This is a genomic window from Bacteroides xylanisolvens (assembly GCF_018289135.1).
Classification (GTDB): domain Bacteria; phylum Bacteroidota; class Bacteroidia; order Bacteroidales; family Bacteroidaceae; genus Bacteroides; species Bacteroides xylanisolvens.
In genome coordinates, this window is record NZ_CP072216.1 from 4,577,250 (window position 1) to 4,601,922 (window position 24,673).

The window sequence follows — 24,673 nt, forward strand, 5'->3', positions numbered from 1 at the left end:
ATACAAATAAATTCATTGAACCATGAAAACGATTCTTTTTAAAACAATCATCATAGCTTTCTTTGTAGGAACAGCCGTTAGTTGTTCCGATGAAGATGAGAACAGATTCCGTCCGGGATCTACCCATGAGAAACCGAATCCCACGGAGCCGGAGGGCGGACTGGATTATTCCAAACTGACTGCGGACAATCATCCCCGCCTGTTGATGAACGCCGAGGCCTTCACTGCGTTGAAAGCCAAAGTGGATGCCAATTCGAGTGCCAATCTGACCTTGCTCCATAATACCATTATGAGTGTATGCAACAGTAAAGGGATGAACGCCACGGCACTGACTTATAAATTGGATGCCAGCAACAAACGTATCCTCGATGTGTCCCGCGACGCGTTACTGCGTATTTTCACCTGTGCTTATGCCTACCGGATGACCGGCGATACCAAATACCTGACTAAAGCGGAAACGGATATGAACGCTGTCTGCAACTTTCCCGACTGGAACTCGAAACGTCACTTTCTCGATGTGGGCGAAATGGCTACGGCTGTTGCGTTCGGCTACGACTGGCTCTACAACGAACTAAGTGCAGCCACCCGTACAAAAGCGGCCAACGCACTGTTGAAGTTTGCCTTCCAACAGGCGCAGAACAAGAACTGGAACCTCAACTTCTACGAAGCCACCAACAACTGGAACCAGGTCTGCAATGGCGGACTGGTCTGTGCGGCACTGGCTTCTTATGAAAACAATCCTTCCGAAGCAAAGGACATGATTGAAAAGGCATTAGAATCTAATAAACCTGCATTGGAAGTGATGTATTCTCCAGACGGCAACTATCCGGAGGGTAGCGGTTACTGGTGTTACGGCACGCTCTATCAGGTATTGATGCTTGCCGCCCTCAACAGTACGCTCGGCACGGATAACGGGCTTTCCGATACACCGGGATTCTCCAAAACGGCAGAGTATATGCTGTATATGACAGGCTTGAACAGCAAGTTCTTTAATTATTCCGACTGTGCTCCCTCTTCTACTGCGGCATTGGCTTCGTGGTGGTTTGCCGATAAATACAGTAATCCATCCTTATTATATAATGAGCTGAAAATGCTGAAGAACGGCGAATACGCTTCCTGTGCCGAAAACCGCCTGTTGCCGATGATTATGGCGTTTGCCAATAATCTGAATCTGGACGCAATCTCCGCTCCTTCCAATAAACTATGGAGTGGAAAAGGGGAAACGCCCGTAGTGATGGTACATACCGACTGGACGTACACCGATACGGATAAATACCTCGGAATCAAAGGTGGAAAGGCAGGTTCGAGCCACGGACACATGGATGCTGGTTCGTTTGTGTACGACGCGTATGGAGTGCGCTGGTCGATGGATTTCGGTCTGCAAAGTTATACAACGCTCGAGTCGAAATTGTCAGCTTTGGGTGGTAATCTTTGGGATATGGGACAGAACTCGATGCGTTGGGATGTATTCCGCCTGAATAACTTGAATCATAGCACGATTTCAATCAACGACGCCCGTCACCGGGTAAATGGGGTGGCTACACTGACTACTACTATCAATACCGCTACGGAATTGGGAGCCACTTTCGATCTGACTGAAGTAGTGTCCGATCAGGCGGCGTCCGCTACCCGTACCGTGAAAATCGTGAACGATAAAGATTTAGTGGTTATGGATGAGATCAAGGCGAGAACAGATAAATCCGCCAAAGTGCGCTGGTGTATGGTGACGCCTGCCGTTCCGACGGTGGAAAGTAACCGCATTGTACTAACGAACGGAAGCAAAGTGATGTATCTCACAGCCAGCGGAAGCGTGAAGCCTACCTACAAGCAATGGAGTACCACCAGTGAGAACTTTTATGACCAGGCTAATCCGGGCACCTATATGGTCGGCTTTGAAGCAACGGTCACCGCCAATCAGACCGTCACATTTACCACAACCCTGTCCCCTAAATAAAAAAGAATGGAACGTATGAGAATCCTATTAATATCTATACTCGGACTTTTGATGTTGGCCTCCTGCACGAAGCAGGAGCCGATGGAGGCATTGATTGACCGTGTATTTACCGTTGCAGAGCAACAATACACGACTATGGACACCCGCTTGACAGAAAAGACACTTCCCCGCACGCTCTCTGCCGATGGTGAGTTTGTTCCCTCAAATATCTATTGGTGGTGCAGCGGCTTCTATCCCGGTTCCCTCTGGTATATCTACGAATATACAGGCAATGAAGCAGTGAAAACACTGGCCGAGAAGAACACGCTGAAACTCGACTCTATACAATACGTGACCAGGGATCATGATGTCGGTTTCCAGTTGAATTGCAGTTACGGGAATGCTTTCCGGCTGACAGGTAATGAGGCTTATAAACAAGTGCTCTATCAGGGCGCCAAGTCCTTGTCAACCCGCTTCAATCCTGCTGCCGGTGTGATTCGTAGCTGGGACTTTGTGCGCAAAGGCTGTGACTGGAAGTTCCCGGTGATTATTGACAATATGATGAATCTTGAACTGCTGTTGTCCATGTCGAAAGCCTATGCCGACGACTCTTTGCAGAACATTGCCTGTACGCATGCCAATACCACTATCCAGCATCACTTCCGGGATGATTATTCCACGTATCATCTGGTGGATTATGACCCTGAAACAGGTGCAGTGCGCGGCAAGCAAACGGTGCAGGGCTTCTCGGACGATTCCTCCTGGAGCCGCGGACAAGCATGGGCCTTGTATAGCTATACGATGATGTTCCGCTTGACGGGGTATCAGAATTATCTGTTGCAAGCCGGGCATATCGCCGATATGCTGCTCCGCCGTTTGCCTGCCGACGGTATTCCTTACTGGGATTTCGACGCTCCGGTAGAAGAACAGACCTATCGGGATGCTTCCGCAGCGGCTATCATGGCCTCCGCCTTTATCGAACTAAGCCGTTATATCCCCGGCACGGACGCCAAGGAATCTTATCTTGCCATGGCAGAAAAGCAACTCCGTACGCTTGCCTCGAAAGAGTATCTGGCAGAACCGGGTACGAACGAATGTTTCATCCTGAAGCACAGCGTGGGTGCACTTCCTGATAAAAGCGAAGTGGATGTCCCCCTGACGTATGCCGATTATTACTTTTTAGAAGCATTGCTGCGGTATAAGAATCTACAATAATAAAACTAATACAATATGATTATGAAGAACTTACATATAAATATGGCATTTATCTTCGTTCTACTGCTGATAACTGCCTCCTGTTCGGACAAGGATGATTCGGCTCCGCGTGTCATTCCCACCATGAACCTGATAGTTTCGGAGATTGCGGACAATACGGCTCTGATTACTTCCGAGCAGCAAACAGGTACTACGTTCGGTGCGAAAGTCATTGAATTCTATCCGGTGGCCGACATTGGCTTTGATTATAACATTGAAGTGAAACTGGTGAAATTCGTAGAAGAGAACGGAGAACCCGTATCTCTGCCCTATACGCGCAAAATCACTGAAGGATTACGTCCGGGGGTGAATTACATCAGTGCGATTATCGCCTATAATGCCGAAGGGCGTGCCGTGTGTTCCGCTTTCCAGACCTGGAAAGCTTCAGGAACGGAAGGAGCATGGAGTGACGGCGGTTCTGCCGGTGATCTGGAAGAGAATGAATGGTAAAGAATGGTGTAACTCAAAAGAATGAATGGTATGAAAAATAGATTATTTGCAATAGGTGCAATGATTCTCATGATGACAAGTTGCACGCAGGACGAACTTATTTCGTCCGATAACGGCAAAGAACCGGCAACGGCAGGTTCATGTCTGACGTTGGTTGGACTCTCGTCTCCGCAGACACGTGTTTCTATCGGTGACAAAACAGGTGACGTTTATCCGGTGCTCTGGAGCGAAGGGGATGCCTTGGGTGTTTTCTCCCGTACGGCAGGGACCGACATCAATAATGTGCAGTCTTTATTGAGTGATGAGTCGATCGGGCAGAACTCCGGCGTCTTTACTTCGGACGACGTGAAGATGGCGGAAGAAGGAGCTACGGAACTTCTTATTTACTATCCTTACCGGGCAAGTACGGAACTGGCCGAAAATGGCAACAAGATTACTTCTACCCTGTCTGTTGAGCAGGAACAAAGCCGTCCCGGCGATAGCCATCATATTGGAAAGTATGGTTTTGCGTTTGCCAAGGCTACGGTCAGCAGTCCGGATATGCTTGCTAAATTTACGTTGAACCATGCGATGGCTTATGTGAAGTTCAGCATCTCGTCCCAGGAGCTTTCTACGTACAAGCTAAAGAGTGTTTCTTTATATGACAAGGAGACAAAAACTCCTCTTTCCGGTGTATTCACAGCAGATTTGGATACGGACGAACTGACCTACGGTACGGATGTGAAACCGTATGCTACTGTTTCACTGACTACTCCCGAACTGCTCGCTTCCGCACAGGATATATACCTGACTACGTATCCTGCCGATTTAAGCGGCAAAGAGGTGTACATTGTCATCACTTTGGAAAATGACCAGCAGACTGTTACCATTCCTATTCTCAAAGAAGGAAAGCAACTGAAAGCCAATGCTGTCAATACGATTGCTGTCAACAACCTGAAACTTTCGGATAACTCCTGCGAATGGTATGAGCCGGTAGAGACACGTTTATTGGCAGGAGGATGGGCTTATGGCGAGTCCAACTGTCTGTTGACGAATATTTCAACAGAAGGTGTGGATAATGTGATAAATGTGAAAGCCCGTGGTAATTTCATGGAAGTGGAAGAACCCAAGTATGCCAAGACTATACTTAATTGCGATTTGGGTAATGCGAATAAAATGGTTCGGGTAAACGGCTCTGCTACAGATATTACTCCTGTGAATGGTGATTATACGATTACGGTAACAGGGATTCAAACATACGCCGGACTACCTGGCGGTTGCGGCCAGGTGGCTATCTATGGAGCGGATCAGACTACCGTCATCTGGAGTTTTATTATCTGGATGACCCCTACTCCGGCAGAACACCCTTATGGTAATACGGGATATGTAGTGTTGGATCGTAATCTGGGTACTTATATGACGTGTGAAGGAGACAACTGGAAGCAAAACGGTGTTTACTTCCAATGGGGACGTCCTACGCCGGTCGGCTGGTCGGGAACCGTGGGTACTAATATACCTACCGAAGCCACCAACGTCCGCTTCTCTATAGAAAATCCCCGTGCGTTGCTTTATACCAATAATGTGGATAATACAAAATCCGACTGGTATCTGGGTGCATGGACCGGTGCACGTACCGATCGTAAAGATGACTTCTGGGGTAACCCGAATGAATCGAGCACTTATCTCAATCCTTCTGACGGTCATAAATCTATTTATGATCCTTGTCCGAAAGGTTACCGGGTTGTGTCTCCCCGAGTATTGGATGAGATAGAGCAGAAAGGAGAATTTGTGAAACAGAGCGCAACTGCGGTATTTAAATATTGCTATGACGGTACGAATTACGCATATTGGCCGTTGGCAGGTTGTAAGTGGGGTTCCAACGGCGGTAATAATGGCAACAATACAGGATTGGATACCGCTAAGGGTGCCGCTTGCTATTGGTCTAACTCATCGGCTAGCAGTTATGGAAATGACAAGGATCAGGGAGCTACTTCTCTGTATTATAAAGTCTCCGATAAGACCTGGACACATTCCTCCGGTCGTTCCCATGCATTCTCCGTGCGTTGTATGAAAGATACCGAGAATCGTTGATTCTCTTCATGGATTCTCTTCATTGAGAATATGAAATAGAATTCCCCGTTATATGAAAGTTTCTGCCTGTCTCCGGATACAAGGTACTTTCATATAACGGGGAATCTGTTCTGTTTTTAAGATATTCACGAAAAAAGGAAAGAAAGAAAAGGGCCAAACAGAAAATAAACTGCATGAACAATTGCAAGAATATGCATTATCTCTCTTTATCTTGTATTTATTTCCTTGAAATATGCACGATATGGTGTAACTAAACCATCCGTTTGCCGTAATCAAACCCTCCGTTTGGTTTAAACAAACCGTCCGTTTGCTATAATCAAACCATCGGTTTCTTTTAAAGGAAGCTAAACTTGGTTTTTGAAGAGGATATATTGAGCTGGTTTGTCTTTTTCTACTGCCTATTTATAAATAGCAATCTGATATATCCTTTGTGATATGATAGCTATTTATGCTTTTGATTAACTGCTTTTATTGTAACTTGTTTGCTAATAATGCCTATTTTGTGTTATTTGCGAAATCTGTAACTCTAAATGGAGGGCGTTTTTCATGAAGTGCAAGGAAGGGCTCGAAATATAAAGAGCAGGATAGGTAAAATATACAATTCTTCATGTTGGCACTTCTTTCAGCAATCAATGTCTTTCCTTTATAAGCATGTATCTCTTTTAAATCACCATATATGGTGAAAAGCATGATAGTATGCTTTAATACTATGCTATTTATGTGCAAATTCACTGTATATGGTGAATTTACTTGTTTTTATACTAAAAAGATTCTATCTTTGTGAGAAAGTTTCTATATATGGTGAATTATGGATTTAATAGAGATAGGAAAACATATTCGCGAAAGGCGTAAGGAGTTGGGGTTGGATCAGTCTACGTTGGCCACTCTTGCAGGAATAGGGATTAACGCTTTGGTCCGCTTGGAACGTGGAAGTGGTAATCCCCGCTTCGATGTTCTTTTTAATGTCCTGAAAACTTTAGGACTTAGTATTCATATTCAATAATAGACACACATATGAGTCGATCTGCCAAAGTCTATATAAAAGGTGTTTATGCCGGTCTGTTAACAGAAATAGATCGTGAACACTATTCATTCTGTTATGATACGGACTATTATAATAATCCACAACTCCCAGCTGTCTCACTGACCATGCCCAAGACACAGCAGGAATATACCTCTTCCTATCTTTTCCCTGTCTTTTTTAATATGACATCTGAAGGGGATAATCGGATTATTCAAGCTAGAAACCTGCATATTGATGAAGAGGATGATTTTGGTATTCTTCTGGCTACTGCCCATACAGATACAATCGGAGCAATAACAGTTAAAAGAATGTGATAATGGAAACAGATATTCATATTTGTCCCTCACTTTTACGGGAGACTGGCGGAGAAAGCGGATATTCATCCAAAGCCTTGAAGCAGCTTTTTGACGGGAAAAATATATCTTGTGAATTACCTTATAAGCATTTTGACGATAATGTCGGTATTGATATCTTCAATAACAATAGCAAACGCATATCTGTTTCAGGAGTCCAGATTAAGTATTCTTTAGTTGCCGATGACGGGATATTGCGATTGACCAAAGAGGGAGAACAGGGCGAATTCATATTAAAGCCTGTTCCCAATAATCTCCGTAACAAGGAGTTTTGTCCTGCTAACGAACATTTGACAATGCAGATAGCTGCGCAAGTATATGGGATTCCGACAGCTCCTAATGGATTATGCTTTTTTCAGGACGGAACCCCTGCTTATTTTGTACGACGTTTTGATTTGTCGGAGAAAGGAAAGTTACAAAAGGAGGATTTTGCTTCTTTAGCCGGGCTTACCAGGAAAAATGGAGGTTCCGATTATAAATATGACAATCTGGCCTATGAAGAGTTTGCAAGAATTATAGATAAATACAGCTCTGTCCCCCAAGTGGATAAATTGCGTTTTTTTGAACTTATCTTGTTCAACTTTGTCTATTCTAACGGCGATGCCCATTTAAAGAACTTTTCTTTATTGGAAGAGAAGAAAGGAAGATTCCGCCTATCTCCTGCTTACGATTTATTGAATACTCATCTCCATATAAACGATGGTATCTTTGCCATGAGCAAAGGTTTGTTTGTTAATCCTGAACCGGATTATTTCGGTGGTGCATCGGCGGTTACTGGGAAGACTTTTTATCACTTTGGCTTAAAAATAGGTCTACCCGAGCGTTTGGTAAACTCTTGTCTCGAAAAATATAGTAAGATATATGAATTGACTGATCAACTGATTGAACATTCTTTTCTCTCTAAAGAATTGAAAAAGCAATATAGACTTATGTATAAGTCAAGAGTCGGGAGCTATCTTAGTGTTATTGAGTAATAATGTGCACATTATTACTCTTTTTTTATATTAAGATGAACAAGATCCCCAAAAAGATTTGTCTAACATAAGAATCTGTTCTTTTTGTCATTCTTCTTTTCTGTTCCGATAATTGGCCGGTGATGTTCCCAAATGCGCTTTTACGTATTTCCCGAAAAAGGACTGATTGGGGAAGTTGAACTCTTCGGCAATTTCCTTGATAGACTTTTCCGAACGTTTTAATCGGTATTTGATATGCTCCACGGTAGTTTCGTTAATCAAATCCAACGGAGTTCTGCCACACGCCTGTTTGATGACTTTCGAGAAATGCTTCGGAGTATAGCAAAGCTCGTTGGCAAAATAACTCACCGAACGGTGCATACCCTTGTCCTTCGATAACAGTTCCATGAACTTCCGCAAAATATAATTCACCTGTTTGATGCCTTCTTTCGAACCTTCCATGTTGCCGGAAGCTTCGATTTCCTTATGAAGCTGCCCCATCATTTCGCAAAAGATAGCGGAGAAGAGATGTTGTATCACTTCTTTGTGGTAACAATGAGGCTCATCGTTTATTTTCGCTATAATTAAATCCCGGTAGAATCCGAAGACTGTTTGATCCTCCCCGTTGTCAACCGACTTCACCGGATTGTTGTGGATATGAATGGCAGTATTCCACGTTTCCTTTTCCATTTTAATAATACGTTGCAGGAAACGGGTAGAGAATCCGGCAAGCCTGACTTTATATTTAGGACTAAGCATCGTATGGCTGATAATCGTGTTGGGCAGACCGAGCAGCAGCTCGCCCGCCTGCAACTTATAGGTCCGGTAGTTGACGTCTAACTGGATGCACCCTTCTATACAAACCGCGATGAGAAAACAATTCAGTTTGATTGTATCATTACTATAAGGAGTCCCCTCCAGACTGTTGACTATCGCAAAGTCATCATCGATATAATCAAGGACGTGCTGACTGTCCTTAAAATCCTCTATATCCACCGTAATAATGTTCTCTTTTTCCATGTTCTTTCCTTTTTTACTTTTTGCAAAGTTGGTGAATAATCGGGAAAACAGAATGTCCCATACTTCTTCAGATTTGTTTGATATGTCGTTTATTGCCAAATAGTTAGCTATAATAAACGTAAATGGCGAAAATAGGACATTTATGGAGGGAAATTGGTCACTCTTGCCTTGTTCTTTTCTCCTACTTTTGTCCAGGATTTAACAAAAGACCAAAAGAGAAAGTATGATTACAGTAAGCAAAAAATGGATACGGCTGATAGGGATTGTCGGTTGTACAGTGTGGATGGCATCTTGCAAGCAAGCATCGGATGCGGGAGTGAAATCTTCTTCTTATGCAGTAATGCAGATAGAAGCGGTGGATAAGGAATTTTCTTCTTCCTATTCGGCGAGCATACGTGGGCGGCAGGATATTGATATTTATCCGCAGGTGTCGGGAACGATTGAGAAACTCTGTGTGACCGAAGGGCAAAAAGTACGCCGCGGGCAATCGCTTTTCATTATCGACCAAGTACCTTACAAGGCCGCACTCAAAACTGCCATTGCCAATGTGGAAGCAACACGTGCCGCACTGGGTACTGCCGAACTGACCTACAAGAGCAACAAAGAACTGTATGCGCAGAAAGTAGTTTCGGAATTTAGCCTGAAAACGGCCGAGAATTCTTATCTCACCGCCAAAGCTCAACTGTCGCAGGCCGAAGCACAAGAGATCAGTGCCCGCAACAATCTCTCTTATACCGAGGTGAAAAGTCCCAGTGACGGAGTCGTAGGTGCGTTGCCTTATCGTGCAGGCGCATTGGTAAGTGCCAATATGCCCTATCCGCTTACTACGGTCAGCGACAACTCGGATATGTATGTCTATTTCTCCATGACCGAGAATCAGTTGCTTGCCCTCACCCGCCAGTATGGCGACATGGACGAAGCCTTGAAGAACATGCCGGAAGTGGAATTGCGCCTCAATGATAATTCGGTTTATGATAAGAAAGGTGTCATCGAATCCATCAGCGGCGTCATCGACCGGCAAACGGGTACTGTGGTGGCGCGCGTGGTGTTTCCCAACGAATCGCGGTTGCTTCATAGCGGAGCCTCGGGCACGGTGGTAGTGCCGAGCATTTATAAAGACTGTATCGCCATCCCGCAGACGGCCACCGTGAAGATGCAGGATAAGACGATTGTATATAAGGTAGTGGACGGGAAGGCTGTCTCTACCCTGATAACAGTGGCCGAAAACAATGACGGACGCGAATATGTGGTGCTGGACGGACTGAAAGCAGGTGATGAAATCGTATCGGAAGGCGCCGGACTGGTGCGCGAAGGCACGCAAGTTAAATAAGAAGGAGATTGATTATGAAAGGAAATGTGTTTATAAAACGGCCGGTGATGGCTATCTCCATCTCTGTCCTGATTCTGGCCATAGGGCTTATTTCGCTCTTCACGCTGCCGGTGGAGCAATATCCTGACATTGCGCCTCCAACGGTATATGTAACTGCCAGTTATACGGGTGCCGATGCCGAGGCAGTGATGAACAGTGTCATCATGCCACTGGAGGAGAGTATCAACGGTGTGGAAGACATGATGTATATCAGTTCCAGTGCTTCCAATGCAGGTTTGGCTATTATACAGGTTTATTTCAAGCAGGGCACAGACCCCGATATGGCGGCAGTCAACGTGCAAAACCGTGTGGCTAAAGCGCAGGGATTGCTTCCGGCTGAAGTAACGAAAGTCGGCGTCAGCACAATGAAGCGGCAGACCAGCTTCTTGCAGATTGGTGCTTTGGTCTGCACGGACGGTCGATACGATCAGACGTTCCTCGCCAATTATCTGGACATCAATGTCATTCCCCAGATTAAACGTATCGAGGGAGTGGGAGACGTGATGGAGCTGGGCGATACGTACAGTATGCGTATCTGGCTGAAACCGGAACGGATGGCGCAATACGGACTGGTTCCGTCGGACATTACCGCCATATTGGGTGAACAGAACATCGAAGCTCCCACCGGTTCACTGGGCGAGAGTTCGAAGAATGTTTTCCAGTTTACAATGAAATATCGCGGACGTCTCAAAAGCGTGGAAGAATTCCGGAACACGGTTGTCCGTTCGCGGGAAGACGGTTCCATACTTCGCCTGCAAGATGTGGCAGAGGTGGAGTTGGGTACGATGACGTATAGTTTCCGCAGTGAAATGGACAGTCAGCCGGCCGTTCTTTATATGATATTCCAGACAGCCGGTTCCAATGCTACCGCTGTCAACAAAGAAATCACTGCGCAGATAGAGCGGATGGAGAAGAATCTGCCGGCAGGAACGGAGTTCGTCACGATGATGAGTTCCAATGACTTCCTTTTCGCTTCCATACACAACGTGGTGGAGACGCTGATTATCGCCATCATTCTGGTCATCCTCGTGGTCTATTTCTTCTTGCAGGATCTGAAGAGTACGCTGATCCCCTCCATCTCTATCATTGTGTCGTTGGTAGGTACGTTTGCCTGTCTGGTGGCTGCGGGCTTCAGTCTGAACATCCTGACATTGTTTGCTTTGGTACTTGCTATCGGTACGGTGGTAGACGACGCCATTGTGGTGGTAGAGGCGGTACAATCCAAGTTTGATGCTGGATACAAGTCTCCTTATCTTGCCACGAAAGATGCAATGGGCGACGTGACGATGGCTATTGTCTCCTGTACCTGTGTATTTATGGCTGTGTTTATTCCTGTAACCTTCATGGGAGGTACTTCGGGCGTGTTCTATACACAATTCGGTATCACGATGGCAACTGCCGTAGGTATTTCGATGATTTCGGCTTTGACGCTCTGTCCCGCTTTGTGCGCCATCATGATGCGTCCGTCGGACGGAACGAAGAGCGCCAAGAGCATCAATGGACGGGTACGTGCAGCTTACAATGCTTCGTTCAATGCCGTATTGGGTAAATATAAGAGAGGTGTGATGTTTTTCATCCGCCATCGCTGGATGGTGTGGACTTCACTGGCTGTTGCCGTTGCCTTGCTGGTTTACCTGATGAGTACCACTAAAACAGGACTTGTGCCGCAGGAAGACCAAGGTGTCATTATGGTGAATGTCAGCATTTCACCGGGAAGCACGCTCGAAGAAACCACGAAAGTGATGGACCGCCTGGAAAATATCCTGAAAGATACGCCCGAAATAGAACACTACGCCCGCGTAGCAGGATATGGACTGATATCCGGTCAGGGAACTTCGTACGGTACGATGATTATCCGCCTGAAAGACTGGAGCGAGCGAAAGGGCAAGGAGCATAGCTCGGATGCTGTGGTGTCCCGCCTCAACGGACAATTCCAGTCTATAAAGGAAGCACAGATATTCAGCTTCCAGCCTGCCATGATTCCGGGTTACGGTATGGGTAATTCCCTCGAACTGAACCTTCAGGACATGACGGGTGGAGAATTGGCTACGTTCTATGAAGCGGCTATACAGTTCCTTGGTGCTCTGAACGAGCGTCCGGAGGTAGCGATGGCTTATACATCGTATGCTATCAACTTCCCGCAGATATCGGTGGAAGTGGACGCTGCCAAATGTAAGCGTGCAGGAATTTCGCCGAGTGCAGTGCTCGATGCAGTGGGCAGTTATTGCGGTGGCGCGTATATCTCCAACTATAACCAGTATGGTAAAGTTTATCGTGTGATGATGCAGGCTTCGCCTGAATACCGCCTCGACGAGCAGGCACTGAATAATATGTTTGTACGCAATGGTACGCAGATGGCTCCGGTGAGCCAGTTCGTGACGCTGAAACAAGTGCTGGGACCGGAAACGGCTAACCGTTTCAATCTTTACAGCACCATCACCGCCAATGTGAATCCTGCCGACGGTTACTCCTCCGGCGAGGTGCAGAAAGTGATTGAAGAAGTGGCTGCACAGTCTTTGCCGGCCGGCTACGGATATGAATATGGTGGTATGGCACGCGAAGAAGCAAGTAGCGGTGGTGCGCAGACGGTTTTCATTTACGCCATCTGTATCTTCCTTATCTATCTGATTCTGGCCTGTCTTTATGAGAGTTTCCTCATACCGTTTGCCGTTATCTTCTCCGTGCCGTTCGGGCTGATGGGATCGTTCCTTTTCGCCAAAATACTCGGGTTGGAGAATAATATCTATCTGCAGACGGGTGTGATTATGTTGATCGGTTTGCTGGCTAAGACAGCCATTCTGATTACGGAGTACGCCATAGAACGTCGCCGCAAGGGAATGGGTATCGTGGAGTCTGCCTACTCTGCCGCACAAGTCCGCTTGCGTCCTATCCTGATGACGGTGTTGACGATGATCTTCGGTATGCTTCCGCTGATGTTCTCCTCCGGTGCAGGTGCCAATGGCAACAGTTCGCTGGGTACGGGTGTTGTGGGCGGTATGGCTGTCGGGACACTGGCATTGCTCTTTGTCGTTCCGGTTTTCTACATCATCTTTGAGTTTTTGCAGGAGAAAATCCGTAAACCGATGGAAGAGGAACCAGATGTGCAGGTGCTTTTAGAGAAAGAAAAGAGTGAAGTTGAACGCGAACGTAAATAAATGAAAGAAAGAATGAAGAAGAATATCATCACATTAGTTGCTATCAGTCTGTCGTTGAGCGGTTGTGGCATCTATACCAAATACGAACCCGCCACTGTCGTTCCCGACGATCTTTACGGCGGGGAAGTGGTGACCGAAGACACTGCCGGTCTGGGTAATATGGACTGGCGGGAACTCTTCACCGACCCTTATTTGCAATCCCTCATTGAAGTGGGATTGCAGACCAATACCGATTATCAGTCTGCCCAGCTCAGTGTGGAAGAAGCACAGGCCGTACTGATGTCCGCCAAACTTGCTTTTCTGCCTGCTTTTGCCCTTTCCCCGCAGGGAACGGTGAACAGTTTTGATACACACAAGGCTACGCAGGCTTATTCATTGCCCGTTACTGCCAGTTGGGAGCTGGACGTATTCGGTCGTATGCGCAATGCCAAAAAACAGGCGAAAGCACTTTATGCTCAAAGCGAGGATTATCGTCAGGCTGTCCGTACCCAGTTGATAACAGGCATAGCCAATACTTACTATACCCTGCTGATGCTGGATGAGCAACTCGACCTTTCCCGTCAGACGGAGACGGCATGGAAAGAAACCGTGGCCTCCACCCGCGCTCTGATGAATGCCGGACTGGCGAACGAATCCGCTGTGTCGCAGATGGAGGCGGCCTATTATCAGGTGCAGGGTTCGGTTCTCGATTTGCAGCAGCAGATCAATCAGGTGGAGAACAGTCTTGCCTTATTATTGGCGGAGACGCCACGCAACTATGAGCGTGGTGTATTGGCAAAGCAACAGTTTCCTGCCGACTTCTCGATAGGGATTCCTGTACGGATGCTTTCTTCCCGTCCGGATGTCCGCTCGGCAGAGCGGACGCTGGAAGCGGCGTTCTATGGCACCAATGCGGCACGTTCGGCTTTCTATCCTTCCATCACTTTGAGCGGGAGTGCCGGATGGACAAACTCCGCCGGGGCGATGATTATCAATCCGGGCAAGTTTCTCGCGTCGGCGGTAGGTTCGCTTACGCAGCCGCTCTTTAACAGAGGACAGGTGGTGGCACAATACCGCATTGCCCGTGCGCAACAGGAAGAAGCGGCGCTTGGTTTTCAGCAAACGTTGCTCAATGCCGGTAGTGAGGTGAATGATGCGTTGATTGCCTATCAAACCAGTCAGGGAAAAAGAATCTTGCTGGATAAACAGATCACTTCCCTGCAAACGGCTCTGCGAAGCACTACTCTGTTGATGGAGCATGGTAATACAACCTATCTGGAAGTGCTTACCTCCCGGCAGTCGTTGCTTAGTGCACAACTGTCGCAGACGGCCAATCATTTTACTGAAATACAAAGTTTAATTAACCTATACCGTGCTTTAGGAGGAGGTCAGGAATAAACTGTATCATACTCTCTGTTTTCTAATTTAATGAAAGAAGGGCTGCCGGAGAAGTGATTCTGTGGCAGCCCGTTTGTTAATCGGTCAATATCGGTCAATATGCGGCGAATTGGCTTGCAGCCGGAAACTTCAGCCAGCATAAAGAATAATGATGGTATTATTTACCAGCCAGACCTTTCTTTTTTCTTTCTTTATATTGACTGGGTGTTTCCCCGGTATATTGCTTGAAAGCCGTACTGAAATAACTCGGAGTGGTAAACCCGGTTTTCTCTGCAATTTCAGAGAAGGGCATATCCGTGCCGGATATCAATGTAATAGCTTTTTCTATACGGAGCTTACTGATATACTCGTTCGCTCCCATGCCTGTAAGTGCTTTCAGTTTGTTATAAAGCGAAGAACGGCCCAATCCTACTTCCTGGCAGATAAACTGAATGCCCAGATTGGAATTTTCTATATTTTCCTGGATGATACTATTCAGTTTAATCAGGAATGTTTCGTCTGTCAGGCTGATGGTGCTTTCTTCCGGTGTGGGGATTAATCCTGCATTCAGATACCTTTTCTTGGTATATTCCCGGTTTTTCAACCGGTTGCGGATAAGTTCCATTAGCATTTCCACTTCGAAAGGTTTGCTTAAATAGCCGTCCGCTCCATTCTTGTAACCGCTTATTTGGCTTTGCCTGTCATCTCTGGCAGTTAGCAGAATGACTGGGATGTGACTGATATTGATATCCTCTTTAATCGTTTTACAAAGTTTATACCCGTTCATCCGAGGCATCATCACGTCACTGACTATAATATCAGGGACATGGCTTCTGACCAGTTGAAGGGCTTCCACCCCGTCTCCGGCGATAATTATCCGTTTGAAGTATCCTTCGAACGTTCTTTTCAGAAAGTCTGTCATATCCGGATTGTCATCCACTACGAGAATAGTGTATGGAGTGGTGTCGAATACCTCTTTCGCGGACGGCTGCCCGCTGTTATCATCCATCATCAACTCGTTCAGATAAGCTTTTGGCTCGCAGATGATTTCTTCCGGTTCCTGCCTCAACGGCAACTCAAAGAAAAAGCTGGCTCCGGTTTCTTCATTATCCTGTGCGCCGATAGAGCCGCCGTGCAGTTCCACCAGAATCTTGGAGTAAGACAAGCCGATTCCTGTTCCGCTCTGTTCTCCCGTTCCCTGGTAGAAGCGGGTAAAGAGCTTGTGCGTATCCACTTGCTTTAGTCCACATCCCTGGTCGATGACGGAGATACGCACCCGGTTTTCTTCGGGCAGCAGTTCCGAAGCAATCGTTATTTCCGTGTCCTGCGGACTGTGTTTCAAAGCATTGATAAGCAGGTTACTTAGGATAATCTCGCATTTGTCCTTATCGAAACTAACTTTCTCTATCCGTGGGTCGAGCTGATAGCGGATATGCACATTCTTTGCTTCCCCCTCACTGATAAAATCCTGCGAAACGTGTTCAATCCATTGATTGAGCGGATGAGGCTGAATTTGCAGTTTACTCTCCCCTACTTCCATTTTCCGCACGTCGAGCACCATATTAATCAAGTTCTTCATCCGTTGTGCCTGCCGGTAGATGGCTTTTAACGGCAGATATTGGCTGTCTCCGGAAGAGAGCGACTTCAAAATCTGATTGAGTGGCGCATGAATAAGCGTCAGCGGAGTCCGTAGTTCGTGGCTGATATTGATAAGAAAACGTACCTTTTCCTCGTACATCTGTTTCTCATGCTCTTTCATCGCCCATTTTAGTTTTTCCTGATTACGTTTCAATGTTCTGCGGAAAGTTTCGATGATTATGGTGGCAATGAGAATGGCACAACCGAGAATGAACCACCACGTGCGATACCATGGTGGGAGTACGGTTAGTTCCAGTATTTTCTGGTTGGGAATCCAGCTACCGTCTTTCGCTGTGCATGAAGCCATAATTTTGTAATTGCCCGGCGGTAATGACCGGATTACCAATTCCGGCTGGTACGATTCGATATACTGGTCGTTCAGCCCCTCTATCCGGTAGCGGTAGACTTTCTTGCGGAAGATATCCTCTTCTTTCGACATGATTCGGATAGTGATATTGCTGTCCCATGGGACAGAGATTGCTGCCGGATGACTATATAGTTTGTTCTGTGCAGGCTCACCATTGATGATAATATCCAACAGTTGCAGTTCCGGCATTTCCGATGTATTCAGCAGCAGCTGGCCGTCAATGCGCAGCATACCCTTTACACCGCCGATATAGACATCCCCCTCATTGTTTACCAACCGGGCGTTGGGCAGATATTCGTTTTGGATAGCTCCGTTCGACTCTCCGAAGAGAACGAACTTCTGTTCCTGTATAAGCCAGGCGAAAAGCAGATTATCCGCACCTATCCATACTTTGCCCCTCTGGTCGCATTGCACCATGTTGACTTCGGTAAACAGGTTGGTAAGGATGTGCGTCTGCTTTTGGGAAACGGGGTTGTAGTGGATAAGGCCGAAATTGCTTCCTATCCAGAAATCGCCGTGCTCGTCGTGTGACGCCGAACTGATTACGGTATCCTGATAACATTCGAAGGTTGTTTGCAGCAAGGAATCCCCATCGTGCAGTTCGTAGATATGTTTGAAATCGTTGATGTAAGTCCGGTTGTTCTCGTGCTTGAAGGGGACGAGCGTGCCGACAATACTTTTCCCTTCTTCTCCGGTGACCTTGTCGAATTTCTTTTCTTTCAGGTGATACTGGTAGACATGGTCGCCCAGTAATAACACGGTGTTGGGGGTGTTCTGATATAAGTTGACCGATTTTCCCCGGTTGCAAAGTTGTGTCGTAGTTTCTTTGTCGACAATGGTAAAAGGCTGTTTCTCCCCGGTTGCGGGGTTGAATATGAATACTCCTTTGGAGAAAAGGGAAATCAGTAGTTTTCCGGGAGTGAATCCGCTGATAAACGCTATTTTATCGTTCCAGGTAGAAAGATAATGGGTGAATTTCTCGGTACGCGGGTTAAAGAGGTTGATACCGCCGCCGTCCGTACCAATCCAGATACTGTCGGTCGATTGGCGGTAAAGGCTTCGCACGGTGCTGTTGCTTAGTCCGCGGTCGTTGCCGGGGACTACGTCGGTGTAGGTTTTCATGAACACTTCCCGGATGCTGATTAATCCGTTGCAGGTGCTTCCTGCCCATATATTGTTATTGTGGTCGTTGTGCAGGCAGAGAATGGAGTTGGCGGGGAGAGAGTAGTTTTCACGTCCCGGGATATATTCCAGTTGGGAGATTTCCCCGGTTTCGGAGGTGAGGATATTGATTCCGCCGCCATCTGTTCCTATCCACAGTTGCCCTTCCCTTTCGGCGAGGCTTAGGACGATGTCGTTGCTAAGGGCGGAGTTGCGGGTGGAGTACGAAGCCAGTAGTTTGCCGTCGTATGAGTAGCAACGAAGTCCGCCGCTGTAAGGGGCAATCCATATTCTTTTCCGGCTGTCGGTCATCATGGTGGTAATTTCCGGCCCGCAGTCGAAAGGGGGCCGTCTGTGCTCTCCGGTATGCAGGTCTACGAGGTATATGCCTGTCCAACGGCTGCAACAAAGCAACGTCTTTGAATCCCACATACTGAGAGCGTTGATTTTAAAAGAGTTGGCGTTGAAATATTGCAGAAGCCGGAGAGAAGAATCGTTATAACTATATTTGTAAATCCTGTCCTTGCCGCCAAAGAGGATTCCGTCCGGGACAAGGCAGAAGGAATAGGCGGTGATATTCTTCCCGTCCTCGTCCGTGGGGAACGTGAAGTCGTTGCTCTGCTGTTGGTAACGGGCAATACCTTTTTCAGTCAGTACCCAGATGTTGTGTTGCTTGTCTTCGGCAATCTGATAAATCAGGTTGTGGAGAAGCGAGTTCGGGTCGTTTGCCTGGTGTTTGTATCTTTTCAGTTCGTGCCCGTCGAACTTTCCCAGTCCCGATTTGGTACCTATCCATACGAAACCCTGCTCATCCCGGAGAATACAGCGCACGTTGGAAGGCAGCCCTTCTTTCAGAGAGATTTGTTTAAAGTAATAGTGTTCTGCCCGGAGAGGGAGAACACCGACTAACTGTATGATAAAGAAAAGGCTTGACAGAACAGCGTATTTGGTTTTCATGTAAAGCAGGTTTGTTTATGAGGACAGATGCCTTCTTTATAATACGGCTAACTTGTCCCCTTTTAAGGTGATTTCGTATTTTTTCCCTTTTACGGTCTTGAACTTGAGCGTCTTGTCTCCGTATCTTACGTTACAGGGGATTCCGGATTTGGAATGGATGATAGCTTTCTCCAGTTGTCCCTCTTTCCAGGAGATGGAAACCTCAAAATTTCCTTTGGCGCAGATTCCGCTTATTGAGCCGTTTGCCCATGCATCCGGCAAAGCGGGAAGAAGTTGGATGAATCCCATGTGGCTTTGCAATAACATCTCGGTTATTCCTGCCGTACCGCCGAAGTTTCCGTCTATCTGGAAAGGCGCATGGGTATCCCAGAGGTTGTCCAGTGTACCGTTTTTCAATAAGTTGCCGTATAGTTTATACGCATGGTTTCCGTCTTGCAGTCGTGCCCATTGGTTGAGCTTCCAACCCATGCTCCAACCGGTAGCGCCGTCTCCGCGATGTTCCAGTACCACTCTGGCTGCCTGTGCAAGTTCGGGGGTAGTCACGGGAGAGATGGTATGCCCCGGATGCAATCCGAACAGGTGGTTGACGTGGCGGTGTTCATCTTTCGGGTCGTCTATGTCGGTAGACCATTCCAACAACTGACCGTAGCGTCCTATACGGTACGGAACCAGTTTGGTCAGTACGTTTTCCCATTGTTTGCGTTCTTTGGCGTCCGTTCCGAGCACCTTGCTTGCCTGGATGGCGTCCAGTAATATTTCACGTACTACGGCATGCGCGAAAGTGACTCCCTCGTCCACCGGGCCGTGTTCGGGAGAAGTGGAAGGAGCGGCGGTGTAAGTCCCGTCGGGCTTGTGCCACAAGTGGTCTACCGCAAACTGTGCGCTGCTTTTGATAAGGTCGTAGCCGATTTCCTTTAAGAATTTCGTGTCACGGGTATAATCATAATACTCCCATATATGCGTTGCCAGCCACGGACCGACGGTAGGATTCAGGTTCCATGCCATAGATTTGCTGGATAAGGGAGCTGTGAATCCGAAGATATTGGCAGAGATGGATGCTGTCCATCCGCGGGCGTTGAAATAGGCTTGTGCTGTCTTCTCGCCGGGTTTTACCAAGCTGCGTATAAAGTCAATCAAAGGCCATGTACATTCAGAGAGATTGGTGGGGCACGCAGGCCAGTAATTCATTTGAATGTTGATGTTATTGTGGTAATCTACCCGCCACGGGCCGTCGGTATTGTTGTGCCACAATCCTTGCAGGTTGGCTGGCATGTTGCCGGGGCGCGAACTGGCTATGAGCAGATAGCGTCCGAACTGATAGTACAATTGTTCGAGCTGATAGTCCGGCACGCCTTTCTTATAGCTAGCCAGTCGTTTGTAGGTCGGCAGGTTGGGAGTGCCGATTTCCGGATTGATTTCAAAACGTACCCGATTGAACAGCGCGGTATAATCGGCTTCGTGATTACGATAAAGCTCGTCATAACCTTTTTTCAGGGCATTGTCCATCATAGCCAGAGTCGTTTGTGACGGGTCGTTGCCGACGTAGGCTTTCGGGTCTTTGAAGTCTGGGGCAAAGTTCATCTTATAATCGGTATCTGCCGTAAGCAGGAATACCACTTCGTCAGCATCCTTCACAATAATCCGGTCGTTTTCTGCTTTCAGTGTTCCCCCTTTGTGGATAGCTTTGATTCGGAAAGCGAATTTCATTCCGTTGTTATTGAGAACGCCGGTATATACTAATCCGTCGTTTCCATCTGCTTCCAGATGGCTTTTTGCTTCGTTGTTGGGACAATAGCTAAGTACAAGATTCTGTTTTCCGCCTTTGTCGGCAGTAAACTTCATGACCATAACGCTGTCTGGATAGGATATGAAGTATTTACGTTGATACCGTATCCCGTCTTTGTAAAATTGCACCACAGCCATCGCCGAATCCAACGACAGGATGCGGCGGTAATTGCTCATATTGATTTCGCTGAGTCCGGTTTCCACATAAAGCTCTCCCATCGTGGTAAAAGCACCGAAGCGGAACGGAGTCTCGTCTTTTTCTTCATAAGCTCCCAGCCCGTTGAAGTTTTCCTGCGTGAGATACCCCGCCTTTTTAGAATCCCCGTCCAGGAAAGCCTGCCGGATTTCTTTCAGTACACCTGACGACTGTTTGTTTACGTTCCAATAATACTCGGCGCCTTTGGCGGTATTCGGCCCCCCTTTCCAGAGAGTTTTTTCATTCAGTGTGATTCGTTCTGCGGATATGGAGCCCATGATATTCGCTCCCAGGCTGCCATTCCCGATAGGTAGCGAACGGCTTTCCCATGCTTTGTCCGGATTCGCCCCTGTGCCGTTGGCACGTAGCCAGATAGCTTGTCCATCGAGATTGTTGGGAGTGTCGAACCATACGGAAAGCCCTTGAGTATAATCCACCGTCTCTATGGACGCTGCGGAAAGAGAAAAAAGTGTGCAAAGAATAAGAGGGCAGAGTTTTTTCATAATATGTGTTGTTTAAAGGAATGTGAGATACAAAGGTACTTGTTTTTTAAGATTCTGTCTAGCGGGTTGGTTTCAATTTTTACCAATAGGCTTTTAAAAATCGCTAAAAGTGCTTCTTTGTAGGTTTGGTAAGATGTTTCTAATGAAGAACCGGGTCTGGTTTACATTCAGTATATCCAATTTTCAAAGAAAAACACTCCGACGGATGATGTCCGGTCTGGAGATAAATACTACCTTTGTTTCCTATATAAAAACAAGTATGTATCTGACAGGTATGAGCCGGGAAGAATTATATGCCGAAGCATATAAGGACCTCATTGCAATATCGACCCCAATGAACATGTTTATAGATAAGGTGTGTAAGAAAGCAACGATGATGAGTCCATTTTGATCTATTGTTTCTTGCAGTACTCATGGAAGAGTATCAGGGCAGAGAACATTTTTAAAATCATTTGTTTGTGAAAGTAGCGGAAAGAGCGTATCTTTGTTTGCACTGATAAAAAGTGAACTCATAAATACACCGGATTATGGAATATGTATCATCAGAAAGAAAGTTGCTGCCATACGGCATGATGAACTTTGCGGATATTCGTCTTGATAATTATTATTACGTGGATAAAACCTCGTTCATCCCTGTAATAGAACAATCGGACAGATTCTTCTTTTTCATCCGCCCGCGCCGGTTCGGCAAGAGCCTTACGCTGAACATGTTGCAACACTATTATGATGTGCGTACACGTGACAAGTTCGATGCCCTGTTTGGCGACCTCTATATCGGAAAGCATCCCACACGAGACCGTAACAGTTATCTGGTGCTGTATCTCAATTTCTCAGGAATTAGTGGAGAGTTGCACAACTACCGTCAAGGGTTGGATGCACATTGCAATACCAGCTTCGATTATTTCTGTGATATTTATGCAGAATACCTGCCGAAAGGCATTAAGGAAGTCTTGAATGAAAAAGCAGGAGCTGTTGAGCAGTTGGATTATCTATATCATCAGTGTGAACTTGCCGGGCAGCAAATATATCTTTTCATTGACGAATATGACCACTTCACCAATGCCATCCTCTCGGATGCCGAAAGCATTCACCGATATACGGAAGAGACCCACAAGGAAGGCTACCTGCGCGCCTTCTTCAATAGGGTGAAAGCCGGAACCTATTCCAGCATCAAGCGTTGCTTCATCACCGGAGTGAGTCCCGTCACGATGGATGACCTCACCAGTGGATTTAATATTGGCACCAACTATTCCCTCACACCGAAATTCAACGCAATGATGGGTTTCACCGAGGACGAAGTCCGCGAAATGCTGACTTATTATTCTACTAAAGCTCCATTCCATCACACTGTAGATGAGTTGATAGAACTTATGAAACCGTGGTATGACAACTATTGCTTTGCGCAGGAGTGTTATGATCAGCCAACCTTGTACAACTCCAATATGGTGCTCTATTTCGTTAAGAACTATATTGATAATAACGGAAAGGCACCGCGAAATATGATAGAAAGTAACATTCGTATCGATTACGAGAAACTGCGTATGCTTATCCGCAAGGATAAAGAGTTTGCGCACGATGCCTCCATTATCCAGACTTTAGTGAGCCAGGGATACATCACCGGCGAGTTGAAAGACGGTTTCCCAGCTGCCAACATTGTAGATTCCGATAATTTCGTGAGCCTGCTCTATTACTTCGGCATGCTCACCGTGAGCGGAACGTACAAAGGTAAGACTAAACTTATCATTCCCAACCAAGTGGTGCGTGAACAACTCTATACTTATCTGCTGAATACATACAATGAAGCCGACCTCAGTTTCAACAACCATGAAAAAGATGAGTTATCCTCTGCTTTGGCTTACGATGGCGCATGGCAATCTTACTTCGACTACATCGCCGATTGCCTGAAACGCTACGCCTCTCAGCGCGACAAGCAGAAAGGAGAGTCCTTCGTACATGGCTTCACGCTTGCCATGACAGCGCAAAACCGTTTCTACCGTCCCATTTCCGAAGCAGACACGCAATCCGGATATGTTGACATTTTCCTGTCTCCCATGCTGGAGATTTACCCTGACATGAGCCATAGCTACATCATCGAGCTGAAGTATGCCAGATACAAAGACCCCGAAAGCCGGGTGGAGGAATTGCGGGCGGAAGCTATTGCCCAGACCAACCGCTATGCTGACACCGACAGGGTGAAGAACGCTATTGGCACTACGCAACTACACAAGATTGTGGTAGTGTATAAAGGTATGGAAATGAGAGTTTGCGAGGAGGTAAATTCTTGAGATACAGCATTCGATAGCTGTTAATTATCAGGAAAAGAAGTAGAGAGCTTATAAAGTAATATTCATTTCGGTATAGTACTGAATCATTACAGTATCGAATAAATTTCCCCACTGGATATTTATTTTCCATCTTTCCATCTCCCCTTTCACCTTTTCTCTGTCTCTCCGATGAATAAGGAGTTTGCGGGTGAAGTGCAATAACTTCACCATCTCTTCACCTGTGGCGATTAGTTTCAAAAATTGTTTCAAGGCTTGAAACAATCCGTTTCACACCGAGAAACACTTCGTTTCATACGGTGAAACACTTTGTTTCCCGGCGTGAAACTTTTAGTTTCAAATAGGGTTGAAACTAATTACGAAATAGCTTTACTAATTTTGCTCGATGGTGATGCGGTAAGGAATAAAACTATGTGTGGATGAACTTGTTCAAACCAGTACTGAAGTAAGCAGAGCCATGTACTTGACTTGCTCAAGTCTCTTACATCATTTCATTGTATGTAGTACTCCATCCCCCACTCAAAGGAACCCAAGCCCACATTCCACCGACTTTTGCCCACGTGATGAATCTATATACCCCGCTTGTTGGGCATATATATTCAGCGTGGTGAGTATATATACCTACTACGCTGAATATATAGATCCATCAGCTAATTTGAGAAAACTGAATGCGCTGAAAGCACTCTACCTTGTTTGCAGTATCTTTCTGCGAGGGATGTCTTTTTCCGCTTTCAGCCGCTATTTCCTCCTATCAAGGCGTTTGCAGACAACACTGAAACGGCTGAAACCGGATTATAACATGAATATTCAATAAGAGGGTTTTGGCAAGGTCAGAACCGGATAGTTG

The 24,673-nt window shown here is 46.5% G+C and carries 17 protein-coding genes; 13 read left to right on the forward strand and 4 right to left on the reverse strand.

Annotated elements, in window-relative coordinates; genetic code table 11:
- Positions 1-22 precede the first annotated feature (22 nt).
- From INE92_RS19095 to INE92_RS19125, 7 genes are all read left to right on the forward strand, one after another.
- The gene (locus INE92_RS19095) at positions 23-1,954 is read left to right on the forward strand and encodes a heparinase II/III domain-containing protein (RefSeq protein ID WP_074707060.1); all 1,932 of its coding nucleotides are present in this window, start codon (positions 23-25) and stop codon (positions 1,952-1,954) included.
- A gap of 15 nt (positions 1,955-1,969) precedes the next feature.
- Positions 1,970-3,148, forward strand: a complete 1,179-nt coding sequence (locus tag INE92_RS19100; protein ID WP_004308465.1) for a glycoside hydrolase family 88 protein — start codon at positions 1,970-1,972, stop codon at positions 3,146-3,148.
- Between the two features lie 15 nt (positions 3,149-3,163).
- Positions 3,164-3,637 carry a hypothetical protein gene (locus INE92_RS19105; protein ID WP_008641472.1) on the forward strand — a complete coding sequence of 158 codons (474 nt, stop codon included), beginning with the start codon at positions 3,164-3,166 and terminating at the stop codon, positions 3,635-3,637.
- Positions 3,638-3,667: 30 nt separating this feature from the next.
- On the forward strand, positions 3,668-5,707 hold the full coding sequence (locus tag INE92_RS19110) for a fimbrillin family protein (protein ID WP_008641473.1): 2,040 nt from the start codon (positions 3,668-3,670) through the stop codon (positions 5,705-5,707).
- 808 nt (positions 5,708-6,515) lie between these two features.
- Positions 6,516-6,710: a helix-turn-helix domain-containing protein gene (locus INE92_RS19115; RefSeq protein ID WP_004316118.1), complete on the forward strand. Its 195-nt coding sequence runs from the start codon at positions 6,516-6,518 to the stop codon at positions 6,708-6,710.
- Positions 6,711-6,721: 11 nt separating this feature from the next.
- Positions 6,722-7,045, forward strand: coding sequence for a HipA N-terminal domain-containing protein (locus INE92_RS19120; protein WP_015531929.1), 324 nt, complete (start codon positions 6,722-6,724; stop codon positions 7,043-7,045).
- A 2-nt stretch (positions 7,046-7,047) separates the two neighbouring features.
- The gene (locus tag INE92_RS19125; RefSeq protein ID WP_015531930.1) at positions 7,048-8,058 is read left to right on the forward strand and encodes a type II toxin-antitoxin system HipA family toxin; all 1,011 of its coding nucleotides are present in this window, start codon (positions 7,048-7,050) and stop codon (positions 8,056-8,058) included.
- A gap of 87 nt (positions 8,059-8,145) precedes the next feature.
- Here the strand turns inward: INE92_RS19125 and INE92_RS19130 are convergent, their stop codons facing one another.
- Positions 8,146-9,057 (reverse strand): helix-turn-helix domain-containing protein, encoded by a 912-nt coding sequence (locus INE92_RS19130; protein ID WP_004313768.1) that lies wholly within the window; start codon positions 9,055-9,057, stop codon positions 8,146-8,148.
- A gap of 223 nt (positions 9,058-9,280) precedes the next feature.
- Here INE92_RS19130 and INE92_RS19135 point away from each other — a divergent pair, with 223 nt between their 5' ends.
- From INE92_RS19135 to INE92_RS19145, 3 genes are read left to right on the forward strand one after another with little or no spacing between them, the layout of a single operon-like run.
- On the forward strand, positions 9,281-10,387 hold the full coding sequence (locus INE92_RS19135) for an efflux RND transporter periplasmic adaptor subunit (RefSeq protein WP_009040681.1): 1,107 nt from the start codon (positions 9,281-9,283) through the stop codon (positions 10,385-10,387).
- A gap of 14 nt (positions 10,388-10,401) precedes the next feature.
- Positions 10,402-13,581, forward strand: a complete 3,180-nt coding sequence (locus tag INE92_RS19140) for an efflux RND transporter permease subunit (RefSeq protein WP_060451107.1) — start codon at positions 10,402-10,404, stop codon at positions 13,579-13,581.
- A gap of 12 nt (positions 13,582-13,593) precedes the next feature.
- Complete coding sequence (locus INE92_RS19145) at positions 13,594-14,958, forward strand: efflux transporter outer membrane subunit (protein WP_195436342.1); 1,365 nt, start codon at positions 13,594-13,596, stop codon at positions 14,956-14,958.
- Between the two features lie 157 nt (positions 14,959-15,115).
- Here INE92_RS19145 and INE92_RS19150 read toward each other — a convergent pair whose 3' ends face one another.
- On the reverse strand, positions 15,116-19,060 hold the full coding sequence (locus INE92_RS19150; RefSeq protein ID WP_004313777.1) for a hybrid sensor histidine kinase/response regulator transcription factor: 3,945 nt from the start codon (positions 19,058-19,060) through the stop codon (positions 15,116-15,118).
- A 36-nt stretch (positions 19,061-19,096) separates the two neighbouring features.
- The gene (locus INE92_RS19155; protein WP_004313779.1) at positions 19,097-21,544 is read right to left on the reverse strand and encodes a glycoside hydrolase family 95 protein; all 2,448 of its coding nucleotides are present in this window, start codon (positions 21,542-21,544) and stop codon (positions 19,097-19,099) included.
- 142 nt (positions 21,545-21,686) lie between these two features.
- Between INE92_RS19155 and INE92_RS19160 the strand changes: the two genes are divergently transcribed.
- Positions 21,687-21,935 (forward strand): hypothetical protein, encoded by a 249-nt coding sequence (locus tag INE92_RS19160; RefSeq protein ID WP_225450099.1) that lies wholly within the window; start codon positions 21,687-21,689, stop codon positions 21,933-21,935.
- Positions 21,936-22,071: 136 nt separating this feature from the next.
- Complete coding sequence (locus INE92_RS19165) at positions 22,072-23,829, forward strand: AAA family ATPase (protein WP_009040686.1); 1,758 nt, start codon at positions 22,072-22,074, stop codon at positions 23,827-23,829.
- 48 nt (positions 23,830-23,877) lie between these two features.
- On the opposite strand, the gene INE92_RS19170 is transcribed toward INE92_RS19165, so the two are convergent.
- The gene (locus INE92_RS19170) at positions 23,878-24,078 is read right to left on the reverse strand and encodes a hypothetical protein (RefSeq protein WP_225450101.1); all 201 of its coding nucleotides are present in this window, start codon (positions 24,076-24,078) and stop codon (positions 23,878-23,880) included.
- A 163-nt stretch (positions 24,079-24,241) separates the two neighbouring features.
- On the opposite strand from INE92_RS19170, the gene INE92_RS26975 reads away from it, so the two are divergent.
- Entirely contained in the window at positions 24,242-24,640 is a 399-nt protein-coding gene (locus INE92_RS26975) for a hypothetical protein (RefSeq protein ID WP_141408668.1), read from the forward strand.
- The last annotated feature ends 33 nt before the right edge of the window (positions 24,641-24,673 follow it).

Coding starts and splice junctions, on each gene's coding strand:
- INE92_RS19095 (WP_074707060.1), top strand. CDS start 23: ATGAAAACGATTCTTTTTAAAACAATCATCATAGCTTTCTTTGTAGGA.
- INE92_RS19100 (WP_004308465.1), top strand. CDS start 1,970: ATGAGAATCCTATTAATATCTATACTCGGACTTTTGATGTTGGCCTCC.
- INE92_RS19105 (WP_008641472.1), top strand. CDS start 3,164: ATGATTATGAAGAACTTACATATAAATATGGCATTTATCTTCGTTCTA.
- INE92_RS19110 (WP_008641473.1), top strand. CDS start 3,668: ATGAAAAATAGATTATTTGCAATAGGTGCAATGATTCTCATGATGACA.
- INE92_RS19115 (WP_004316118.1), top strand. CDS start 6,516: ATGGATTTAATAGAGATAGGAAAACATATTCGCGAAAGGCGTAAGGAG.
- INE92_RS19120 (WP_015531929.1), top strand. CDS start 6,722: ATGAGTCGATCTGCCAAAGTCTATATAAAAGGTGTTTATGCCGGTCTG.
- INE92_RS19125 (WP_015531930.1), top strand. CDS start 7,048: ATGGAAACAGATATTCATATTTGTCCCTCACTTTTACGGGAGACTGGC.
- INE92_RS19130 (WP_004313768.1), bottom strand. CDS start 9,057: ATGGAAAAAGAGAACATTATTACGGTGGATATAGAGGATTTTAAGGAC.
- INE92_RS19135 (WP_009040681.1), top strand. CDS start 9,281: ATGATTACAGTAAGCAAAAAATGGATACGGCTGATAGGGATTGTCGGT.
- INE92_RS19140 (WP_060451107.1), top strand. CDS start 10,402: ATGAAAGGAAATGTGTTTATAAAACGGCCGGTGATGGCTATCTCCATC.
- INE92_RS19145 (WP_195436342.1), top strand. CDS start 13,594: ATGAAGAAGAATATCATCACATTAGTTGCTATCAGTCTGTCGTTGAGC.
- INE92_RS19150 (WP_004313777.1), bottom strand. CDS start 19,060: ATGAAAACCAAATACGCTGTTCTGTCAAGCCTTTTCTTTATCATACAG.
- INE92_RS19155 (WP_004313779.1), bottom strand. CDS start 21,544: ATGAAAAAACTCTGCCCTCTTATTCTTTGCACACTTTTTTCTCTTTCC.
- INE92_RS19160 (WP_225450099.1), top strand. CDS start 21,687: ATGAAGAACCGGGTCTGGTTTACATTCAGTATATCCAATTTTCAAAGA.
- INE92_RS19165 (WP_009040686.1), top strand. CDS start 22,072: ATGGAATATGTATCATCAGAAAGAAAGTTGCTGCCATACGGCATGATG.